Annotated in this window: 6 protein-coding genes and 1 pseudogene; 6 read left to right on the top strand and 1 reads right to left on the bottom strand. The window is 61.0% G+C overall.

The features are described from left to right. Positions 1–506: 506 nt before the first annotated feature. Positions 507–770: a DNA -binding domain-containing protein gene (locus FCU66_RS06270; RefSeq protein WP_136620262.1), complete on the top strand. Its 264-nt coding sequence runs from the start codon at positions 507–509 to the stop codon at positions 768–770. An 897-nt stretch (positions 771–1,667) separates the two neighbouring features. Here FCU66_RS06270 and FCU66_RS06265 read toward each other — a convergent pair. Next, positions 1,668–2,815: pseudogene (locus FCU66_RS06265) on the bottom strand (DUF1173 domain-containing protein). Positions 2,816–2,927: 112 nt separating this feature from the next. On the opposite strand from FCU66_RS06265, the gene FCU66_RS42760 reads away from it, so the two are divergent. The 5 genes from FCU66_RS42760 (at position 2,928) to FCU66_RS06240 (ending at position 10,317) form a co-directional block, all read left to right on the top strand. Then, complete coding sequence (locus FCU66_RS42760; RefSeq protein WP_136620263.1) at positions 2,928–3,308, top strand: ArdC family protein; 381 nt, start codon at positions 2,928–2,930, stop codon at positions 3,306–3,308. Positions 3,309–3,769: 461 nt separating this feature from the next. After that, entirely contained in the window at positions 3,770–5,728 is a 1,959-nt protein-coding gene (locus FCU66_RS06255) for a putative bifunctional diguanylate cyclase/phosphodiesterase (protein WP_136620307.1), read from the top strand. A gap of 330 nt (positions 5,729–6,058) precedes the next feature. After that, on the top strand, positions 6,059–8,479 hold the full coding sequence (locus tag FCU66_RS06250) for a bifunctional diguanylate cyclase/phosphodiesterase (RefSeq protein WP_136620264.1): 2,421 nt from the start codon (positions 6,059–6,061) through the stop codon (positions 8,477–8,479). Positions 8,480–8,924: 445 nt separating this feature from the next. Beyond that, entirely contained in the window at positions 8,925–9,437 is a 513-nt protein-coding gene (locus FCU66_RS06245) for a DUF2958 domain-containing protein (RefSeq protein WP_425462840.1), read from the top strand. After that, positions 9,355–10,317 (top strand): DUF1403 family protein, encoded by a 963-nt coding sequence (locus FCU66_RS06240; protein WP_136620265.1) that lies wholly within the window; start codon positions 9,355–9,357, stop codon positions 10,315–10,317. The genes FCU66_RS06245 and FCU66_RS06240 overlap by 83 nt, the downstream gene beginning before the upstream one ends. Positions 10,318–10,353 lie beyond the last annotated feature (36 nt).

Raw genomic sequence — 10,353 nt, 5'->3', positions numbered from 1 at the left:
ACTTCGACTTTGCCATTTTTATTATCCCTGGTGCGCAGGTTGAAAGGTTCTCCGTTGCCGGAGGGTGGTTAGCACTCGCTGTTGGGGAGTGCTAAGATGTCGGTGAGATAGGCTGTAGGTTCGTACTTAGTCAAGACGGGCGGGGGGGACGGACTGAAAGGCGAAAGATGTGGAATCGGCGCGGAAGCCTGCCCCCGTTACGGGGTATCCACTGCCTAAGCGAGCGTTTCGGCCGTAAGTTCTGGGCCGACTTCGTCTGTGTTAAAAAATGTGAAATTATGTGAAGTTAGTTGCCGAGCAGTCGGCGGAATCCACGGTCAGCCGAAACAGTCTTTGCGCTTTTTGCAATTCATCCCTAACCTGGAGTTGCATCGCCAAAGGAGCGTTTCTCGCTTCCAGCGGGCTGTTGCCGACGATGATCGGAATGTCGCCTTGAGGATCCCTCGGTCCGGGTAGCCTGTCGAAGCGAAATCTTCGACCAGTTGTTCCCGGAGCCGGATATCGTGATGAAATACACAGACGTTGAACCAGGTCTTCAAGACGATGTCCCTTGGTCGGAAAGCCTGACCGCCTACGACAAGCAGCACTTCAAGACTTACTTGAGGTTCCTGGACGCCTCCGCCGACGATGCCAGTTATGAGGAGATGGCGCAGGTCATCCTCGGCATCGATCCGGCGGAAGAGCCGGTGCGCGCGCGAAAAGCAGCGCGAAGCCATCTCGATCGGGCGAACTGGATGATGACCACCGGTTACAAGGAGTTGTTCGCGTAAATAAGGGTGAACGGGCGGCGACACACGCTGCTTGTTCAGACGTGATCACGGCCGTCCGCCACAAGAATGGCATGACATCCGGGCCTGCGGGATACGTCTATTCATTGTCAAACTCCGCTGCTCGTACAGGCAGAATGTTCGCTGCGCCGATGCGTCTGGCGTGGCCATGCAGGTCAGCGGCGGCCGCTCGTCATACTTGGCCGGCGCAGCTAAGGTGGAGAAGATGAAGCCGTGTTCTGAGGCTGTGCTCGGCTTCTTCTGTCATGAAATTCTCCGGTTGGCTTGAAGGCAGCAGGCGAAGCCTCGCGGCATAGTAATGGTTGTGGCTGAAGGCAATAAAGGTCTCGGCAGCATAAGTATCGTCATAAACTATTACTAATACGCGTTCGCCCCGGAAATCGTTTCGGCTGCTAGGCGCGGAACCGATATATGCAGCCATGCCGTCTTGAGCTTTTGTAATTCCGAAAGCAACGTGAAATGAGGTTTTGGGCAAACGCCCGGGCTCGCAAGCTTCAGTGCACCAAGATGATCAGGCCTCGTGGTCTACTGGCACGTCGTTGAGATGTCATCCTTGCTGACCTATATGCCGTTGTGCGTCGGGCGTTCTCCTCCCATTGCGTCCGGCGCGTTCCCCTCTGGAGGTTTTTGCCCTCTTGCTTGGCCGGGTGCTGCAAGCCCGGCCCTTTTCTTGCGCGCCAGAGGCGATGAAGCTCATCAGCGGCTACGAACACGGCGTGACCCGCCCAACTTGCGAACCGGAAGGGATCGCCTGCACGTCCGCACTGCAACCCGCTCTGTGGTCCAGGGCGGATACATCATTTGCCGGGAATATCCGCTCAGACGAGCGAATTGGATGATAATACCAGCGTACCTGAAATACCGGCCGCGAACGGTGCCTCATATGATGGGCCCACCGTCTTGCCGACCAGGCAAAGTCGGCATCTCACTATCGGCCGTCCGCCAGATCCAGGAATCGAACTCCGGTCGCGACGCGATCAGTTCGCTCAGCGTTTCCTCATATGTGCCATCGGAAGAAGGGGGGACGATATAGAGGCCAACCGGCCGCGGCTGTGTCTGCAATATCGCCGTCGCGGTTGGCCTGTCCAATGGTAGATTGTAGCGCAGTCCTTTCATGCTTCGCTCCCTGGTCCTTGCAAGGGCGTCGACCAGCTTCTTTTCATAGGCGGACTCGTAAGGCACCCAATTCTCCGCCACGACCATGATGGCCATTTCCTCGATCACCGCCAGCCCCGCCGGGGTCAACCCGAAGGTGGCATCGCGACTAGATGCGATGCCTCATCCGCGCTCCAGAGTGCCATCTCGGTTTCAAAGCGGGTTTGAAGCCGACGATGAAGACTCTCATCCAACAGGAACACGAACCCCGGCATGTGCTTGACGATCAACTTGTGACCGCCCCGAGCCGGGCTGAACTCCTTGACCTCGCCGACCAGGATCATCAGCTTTCTGGGGCCGCTCTTCGGGGGCAGCGCAGGTGCAAGCGCCTGCCCGCGCCTTTGCTCGATCGCGATTTTATCGGCGGACCGGAACGGCTCGGGCACAAACAGGATTTCGCTCGGCGCTCCGCCCTTGACCGTCATCTGGCCAGCGGCCTCGACGAGGTGCCAACGGATATTCCACCAATGCCGTTTGCCAGCCCATCGTGACGTCCAGACCGTCAGCTCCGCTTCGTGCCAGAGGTAATGGAGCAGGCCTCGCAGCGAGAGTTTCCTGGTGTCTCCGACCACGCTGTTCGAGCCTACGGCGCCAGCTGCCGGCACAGATCGCGTGCCGACCTTCGACAGCCGAAAGTCCAGCATCAGCGCGGCCATGCCGCTCTCGGAATCGACCTGGATAGCGCTGCCCATCAGCACGCCGAGGCCGGACAGGTCGTCGGGCGGCTCGTAAGAGGAACAGGACGGATCATGGCTGCCACCCGACAGCGGCATCCGCTTGACCATGTATTGGTCGCCAACCCTGCGCAATATACATCGCCGGGCAGGGCTCTTTGCACAAGCAAAGCGGTCGCAGCTTTCTGCGGTATGCATCCGCAAGCGCAGCCTGTAGATCAGGCGGCAATGCGAGGTTTCAGACTTGCTGACCAGGTGATCGAGGAGGCGGCCCTCCGTTGCTCCGGACGCCGCCGCATCCCCACGCCCATTGAGTCATGCTTTTGCCATCGAAAACGGGCTGTTTGCCACGGCATACACGCGCATCACCGCCGAGATCATCGCTGCAATCGAAGAAGGTGCAGGTGATTGGGGCGCGTCGTGGTTCCAAAACGGAAACCAGCGCCGCCGGCCCGACCAACGTCGCATCAGGCAGGCGCTGCCGCGGCATCAACACCGTGGCGCTGCGGGTCGCAGCCATCGTCAACGGTTACAGCGATGGCCTGTGGACACCTATCGACAATGGCAGGACGCCGGAGCGCAGGTGTCGGTTCCGGCATGTGAGGACGGGCGCCGCCCTTGCCTGGGAGAGATTACCGGCGCACACGGGACCGGCTCAGTCTGGCTTCCGCGCGGGCCGGCGCGATGCTGATGACAAGGAAGGCGACGCCCCTGCTTCAGGGCGTATCCTCGGATGGCGGGCGCCGGTGACGGCCTCGAAGATTGAAGCGCCCCCGCGCGCGCATTCGTTGTGTCGCGACAGCCACGCTCCAACCAGGAACGGCTACCGGGCGGCCCCCTTTGTGGGGACGCAGATAGATAGGACATCGCGGCCGTGAACCAGCGATCGGATTAGGGCAACGTGGGTCTCAGAATGCAACAAGGCCAAGTCCTTCACGGAGGCCGGCAACAGACTTGAGGCAGAATTCCTAGGCTTGCGTCGCGACATCCCGGATAGGGAGCATCGTGTCTTTCACTATCTTCGAATTCCGGAGCCCTTTGGTTTCCCCAACTGGGCTGTCCAAATTTGCCGTTGAAATTTACTTTTTCCGAATTGTTCGGTGCTAGGAGATCAACACGCAGCTACTACTCTAGGGCGGGAGTGAAAGAGTGATGCAGCGTCTGTCAGCCGCAAGGCTCGGTGACCTTTTGGCGGGAGACCTGCGTGTTTTTGGCGGGCCCTCGACGATCGAACCACTTGCCGGCCTTATCAGGGCGGAGCAGGTCAGTATCGTGCTTCGCAACACGCTTCTTTCCATGGTTGCGAACATCCTCAATGCGGCCACTTTTGTCATGGCGTTTTGGGGCTCGCCTGACCAAACCAAAGCCATCCTCTGGGCGAGTGTGATCATCGTCGCCGCTGGTTTCGTCGGCCTAAGAGCGAGATCATCATTTCAGTCCGTCAAACCAAGGTCAGTGTCTCGCCGGACAACGCAAAACCTGGTGCGGAACGCCTTCTTGTTCGGCACATGGTGGGGAGCACTTCCCGTTCTGTTCTTCAGCGGGGCAACAAGTGCCGCCCAGGTCGTCATTACCTGCCTGAGCGCCGGGATGATCGCAGGCGGCGCCGCTTCCTTTTACACGATTCCTATTGCGGCCATCGCGTATACGCTACCGATCTTCGTCGGTTCAACGGTGGCGATCGTGTGGGTGAAAGACGCGGTCAACCTGCCCGTCGCAATCCTGATGGTGAGTTACGCCATCACGCTGTTTCGTGCCGTGCTTGCTCACGCCTTCGAATTTACCCAGCGCTTTATTCTGCAGGCGGAAAGCGAAAATGCCATTCGCAGGGATGTTCTGACGAGACTGCCAAACCGGTTCAGCTTCAACGAGCGGCTGGAGAACGCGTTGGTGGACGCAAAGCAGTTTGACCAGCACTGTGCGTTACTTTTGTTCGATCTTAACAATTTTGCCGAGGTGAATGATCGCTTTGGCCGAGCCATGGCGGATGCCCTTTTGGTCGAAGTGGCTGCGAGACTTCGGAGATCGACACGGGAGAGCGATGGCATTGCCAGATTGGAGGGCGGCGAATTTGCAATAATTGCTACGCGCGATATCAGGCCAGATCAGATCAGGTCCTTGGCCAAACAGATCGTAGATGCCATGTGCGCGCCGTTCTTGATCGAAGGGCGCGAAATATATTGCAGGGCCTCTATAGGTATCGCTTTGGCCCCCGCTGACGGTTTGGATACCAACCAACTCCTGCGGTGCGTCGACACCGCGCTATACAGGGCCAAGACGCCGGGGGCGGGCTCCATCCAGTTTTTCAGCCCAGGCGACGATGAAGCTGCTGCAAGGCGCCATGCCCTTGCACGCGATCTCCCATCTGCGCTGGCCAATGACCAGCTTTGGCTCGCATTTCAACCCTTTCTCGACCTCGGGAGCGATCGCATCCGAGGTTTTGAAGCGCTTCTGCGGTGGCAGCATCCGACCCTTGGCCCTATCCCTCCGTCGGAGTTCATACCCATCGCTGAAGAAACGGGTTTGATTCACTCCATCGGACACTGGGTCGTCAAAACGGCTTGTTTGGCAGCGGCGCGCTGGCCGCGCGACTTGCGGGTATCCGTCAACTTGTCGGTAATGCAGCTTAAGAACAAGGCCTTGCTGGATGGAATTGTAGCGGCCTTGGCTGAAGCCGGTTTGGAGCCCCGAAGACTCGAGGTCGAGATCACAGAAACGGTGCTGATTTCGAATTTTGAAGAAACGATTTCGTTATTACAGTCGTTAAGTTCATTATCTGTGACAGTTGCTCTTGACGATTTTGGCACCGGCTATTCATCCCTCACTTACCTCCGTAAATTGCCTCTTTCGCGGCTCAAGATCGACCGATCTTTTGTCCAGGATATGCTGGCCGATGCGGATTGCGCCGCCATTGTAAGATCATTGATTGAGTTGGCGCATGAGCTTCGAATTGAGGTGACAGCCGAAGGCGTGGAAACTCTCGCCCAGCTCGACTACCTGCGCCGCGTCGGATGTGATGAAGCTCAAGGCTATTTAATCGGGAAACCTGACCGGATTGACGACATTCCTGGCATTGCTGCGAAGCAGTTTGGTCAGGAGCTAGGTGTTTGAATAGCAGGACCGGCATCTTAACCGGCGATGGTCTGGTTACCTCCTATCTCGATGAGAACGGCCGCCTTGGCCGTCGCCCACGTATGTGACGCTGGCGCGGCACATCGAGAAGGCATTGCGTCGAGATTTCGCGATCACGGCCGGAATTGCGCCCGGCTCGGGAAGAAGACGAACCTTGCCTAGGCCGCGTAATCGCCTTTGAGGGCGCAAGAGATGACCGGATTTGAGAGACGAGATGATTCAAAGCGGATTTGCCGCTTAAGCGCTTTATTCAAGTTTTGGGCGTAGATTTCTCCCCAACGGGGTGATCATCCTGCCTGGGGGAAGAGCATGTTGAAAGTCTACACTTGCATTGCGACGCAGCATGATTTGCGTCTGGTTGCGCTGGCCGCCTTCATTTGCGCCCTGGCCTCCTTCACGGCCGTGAACCTCCTCCACCATGTCGGGCGCAGTGAAAGCGAGATGCGACGGATCTGGCTAGCCGTCGCCGCGGTCGCCACCGGCTTCGGCATCTGGGCGACGCATTTCATAGCTATGCTGGCCTTCCAGCCCGCCGTACCGAGCGGCTACAACATCGCCTTGACGATCATGTCGTTGCTGGCCGCGATCGCTTTGACCGGCACGGGTCTCACGATCGGCATCTCGCCACGCGTTCCACATGGACGCTGGATCGGCGGTGCGATCGTCGGAGGCGGCATCGCGGTGATGCACTACACTGGCATGGCCGCATTCGAGATCGCGGGCCGCGTCGTGTGGGATGTGCCGCTCGTCGCCGCCTCAATCATTCTTGGCGGGCTGTTCGGCGCGGCCGCATTGCCGGTTGCCCTTCACTCCAACACGCTCAAATGGAAGGCGCTCGGTGCCCTCGTGTTGACGGTAGCGATTTGCAGCCACCATTTCACCGCGATGGCCGCGGCGGCAATCATGCCAGACCCGCGCATTGTTCTTTCCGCAACGGCGTTGCCGGCGGACTGGATGGCGGCTGGCGTAGCCCTCGTTTCGATCCTCATCATCCTCTTGGCCATCATCGGCCTCGCCCTCGATGTGCGCGATCTCCGCCGCGCTGGCGAGGCAGCGCGTATGCAGGAGCTGGCCGACGCGGCCGTCGAGGGGCTGATCGTGTGCAACGAAACCGAGATCGTGGCAGCCAATCGCAGTTTCGCCGCGCTTGCCTGCGTCGACGGCTCTCAACCGGTCGGACGCCCGCTCGCGTCCTTCTTTCCCACCGTTTCCCAAGGCGAGTTCACGGGCACTGCGCAAACGCCGCTTGAGGTGGGGCTCCGCGCGACGGATGGCAGCATGGTCCCGGCGGAGCTGATCCGGCACAGCATCCTCTATGCCGGCAAGCCGCATCAAGTGTTTGCCGTGCGCGATATCCGCGGGCGCAAGCGGGCGGAGGAGGAAATTCACTTCCTTGCCCACCACGATCCCTTGACCAAGCTTCCGAACCGCACGAGCTTCAACGAAAAGCTGGAGGCCGAGCTTACGGCACATCTCGACACTGAGCGGTGCCTTGCCGTGCTCTTCCTCGATCTCGACCGCTTCAAGGAGATCAACGACCTCTTCGGCCATCTCGTCGGAGACGCCGTGCTGCAGTGTGTGGCCGAGAAGATCAGGGGCGTCCTTAAGCCCGGGCAAATGGTTGCGCGCTTGGGCGGCGACGAGTTCGCTGTGATTGTTCCCGGTCTGCCGAGCGCGGGCTATGCGACGCGCACTGCTGAGGCCATCCTGGACGCATTCAACGACACAGGCGGCAACCTGCCCGCCGGCGTAACCATCGGCACCAGCATCGGCATCGCTGTATTCCCGAACGATGCACCCGATCGGGAGACGCTTTTGAGCCATGCCGATGCTGCGCTCTATGAGGCCAAAATGCAGGGGCGTGGCCTTTATTGCGTTTTTGAGCCGGCCATGGGTGAGCATCTGCGCGATCGCCGTCAGTTCGAGCACGACATCCGTCACGCGATCTCGCGCAAGGAACTCCGCCTCGTCTATCAACCGCAGGCGCAACTCGTGTCCAACGAGGTCTTCGGTTTCGAAGCGCTGCTCCGGTGGGATCATCCTGAACGCGGCGCCGTTCCGCCGGCGGTGTTCATCCCGATCGCTGAAGAGTGTGGCGCCATTCTAAAGATCGGTGAATGGGTGCTGCGGACCGCCTGCGCCGAGGCGGCCAGCTGGCAACAACCGCTAGCAATCAGCGTCAACGTTTCGGCCATGCAACTCCATGGCGGGAATTTATCCGAGTTGGTCGGCGCAGTGCTGAAAGAGACCGGTCTCGATCCATTCCGCCTCGAGCTGGAAATTACCGAAACTTGCCTGATCAAGGACATGGGGCGCGCGCTCGCCGCGCTGCGCCAGCTCAAAAGCCTTGGGGTCCAAATCGCAATGGATGATTTCGGCACCGGGTACTCGTCGCTGTCGAATTTGCGGGCCTTCCCGTTCGACAAGATCAAAGTCGACCAGTCTCTAGTGCGGGCGGTAGATAGCAGCGTCGAGGCGGCTGCCGTCATGCGTGCTGTCTTTGGCCTCGCCCGGGGCCTCAAGCTCCCCGTCTTGGCAGAGGGCGTCGAAACGGACGCGGAATTGACCTTCCTTCGTGGAGAAGCCTGTGATGCGATCCAGGGTTATCTTCTCGGCCGACCTTGCCCGATTTCCGACTTCGCTCAGCACACGATCGGCAATGGTAGGGCAGCCGCTTCCCGGCGGCTGGGGAACCACGAACTGCGCGTGATCAAGAACAGCGCGGCTTAGTGCGGAAGCGGGTCGCACGCTGCAAGTCACGCGCTGCTACGAGCCGCTCGAGCTGCGGTGATCGGCAAGGTCACGATCGACGAGGTGAGGAAAAAGGTTCGATGCCAGCAGTGCAAGAGCCGCGAGTGGATGAGCGCAGAGCTATTCCACCCAACCGGAGCAGCACACGATCCGCCTCCGGCGCTCGGCGTTGGGAGATCTGGCGGACGAATAGGAAGAAGGCCGGCGCCGTTTGGTGGAGGTTGCCTGAAATGGACGCCGGCTAGGATGGGAGTGTACGCAGCACCCTTAGCTGAGTCTTGACGCTAAGTCACCTGCGGCAATTTGGGATGGACCGGCCCTCTAGCGGGGTAGGTCAGCACGCGCCGGGCTGACCGGGGGGCTCGGAAGCGAAACATGGCACCGGCTGACGATATACAATACGCCATTGCTAATGCCACCGACCATGTCCCAGTGGCAAAACTGTTCCGGGTCAGCAACCTGGCTTCTCACCCAAATCGACGCCGACGGCGACACCCTGTTCGGCCCGTGCGACCTCGGCTTAGGCTTCCCCGAACTCGGCAGCGTCAGCCTCGCCGAGCTTGCAAGCGTCAAGGGGCGGCTTGGCCTCGGCATTGAGCGCGACCTCTGGCTCAAGGCGCGCTTTCCGCTCTCGTTTGCGCCCAAGCAGCGTGCAGCGCCGGCCACATCACCGAAGCCGAGCGGCTCTGCGACGGCAGAAGCGCTTGGCAACCCCATTCCAAGCTTCCGCCGAACACGGCGGAGCAAGAGCGCCGATAAGGCAAGCTTACCGGACATCACTTGTCCACGACAACCTGTGCGGTTCGATGCAAAAATCGTGGCCAAAGGCGCACTGCCGCTTTACCCTCCAAACCATGATTCGCCTCGATCCCGCGACCGCCAGCACCGCCGCGCCGCCGGCCGTGCCGGCCGTGCCGGCCTGGGCGCTCGCCGCTAGCAGCGCGTCGAGCGATGCCGACGCCGCCTTTCAGGCTGGCGCCGCGCTGGGCGCCCTCGACACGCTCACCGGGGCGCAACCCGCCTGGGCCGGCGCCTGGCGCCAGCGGCTGGCGCTTCGCTGCGCCGCCGCCAGCATGCAGCTCGCCGGCCGCGCCGAGGACGAAGCCGCCTTGCGCGATGCCTGGCACCTCTGCCCGGCCGGCGCCGATCCCGGTCCCGCCGGCGCCATCCTTGGCGCCTGGCGGCAGTTAGCCGCGCAGCCGCCCGCGGCCAGCGTCGATCGGCTCGAAAAGATCGTCGACCAGCTAGGGCTCCATTGGGACGGCGCGGCGCTAGCCGACCTCTGCAAGGACATCGAAAAAGTCGCGCAACCCGGACGGCCGGCGCCGTTCGCCGCTGCGGCGATCGCCGCTCGCGTCGTCGCCATGCGCCCCGATGCCGAGCTTTTTGCCTGGTGGCTGGCCGACCTGGTGCTGGCGCAAAACCTGCGCTGGCCGCGCCCGCTGCCGCTGCTGATGGCGCAGGCCTTTGGTCCGGCTTTTCGCGGCGAGCCCGGCGGCAAGCGAATTCGGCCGGGCGAAAAAGGGTTTGAGCGGGCGGTCTGCGTTGCGGTGGTTCAAGCGGCGGCCGATGCCTGCCGGTTGGCCGCCGAGCTGTCGCGCCGCGCGGAGCGGCTCATCGTCGTCGCACCGAAGCTCAGGGCAAAGGGGGCGGGCGATGTGATCCAAAGACTGCTCGACGACGACGCCGTCTCCGGATCGCTGACGACCAAAAGCCTGTCGCGCTTTGCGGCGCGACGCCTGTTCGAGCGGCTGCAACAACTCGATGCCGTGCGCGAGCTTTCCGGCCGCACCACCTTTCGGCTGTTTGGGCTGTAGCGATGAGCGAAGCGTCCGCCCGCCGCAGGCCAAACG

This window comes from Mesorhizobium norvegicum (genome assembly GCF_004919685.1).
GTDB lineage: Bacteria > Pseudomonadota > Alphaproteobacteria > Rhizobiales > Rhizobiaceae > Mesorhizobium > Mesorhizobium norvegicum.
The sequence above is the reverse complement of the archived record's forward strand: the minus strand, read 5'-3'. Positions and strand labels throughout refer to the sequence as shown.

Excerpts from the sequence above, each read along its gene's own strand:
- FCU66_RS06270 (WP_136620262.1), top strand. The coding sequence starts at position 507 with ATGAAATACACAGACGTTGAACCAGGTCTTCAAGACGATGTCCCTTGG.
- FCU66_RS06255 (WP_136620307.1), top strand. The coding sequence starts at position 3,770 with ATGCAGCGTCTGTCAGCCGCAAGGCTCGGTGACCTTTTGGCGGGAGAC.
- FCU66_RS06250 (WP_136620264.1), top strand. The coding sequence starts at position 6,059 with ATGTTGAAAGTCTACACTTGCATTGCGACGCAGCATGATTTGCGTCTG.
- FCU66_RS06245 (WP_425462840.1), top strand. The coding sequence starts at position 8,925 with ATGTCCCAGTGGCAAAACTGTTCCGGGTCAGCAACCTGGCTTCTCACC.
- FCU66_RS06240 (WP_136620265.1), top strand. The coding sequence starts at position 9,355 with ATGATTCGCCTCGATCCCGCGACCGCCAGCACCGCCGCGCCGCCGGCC.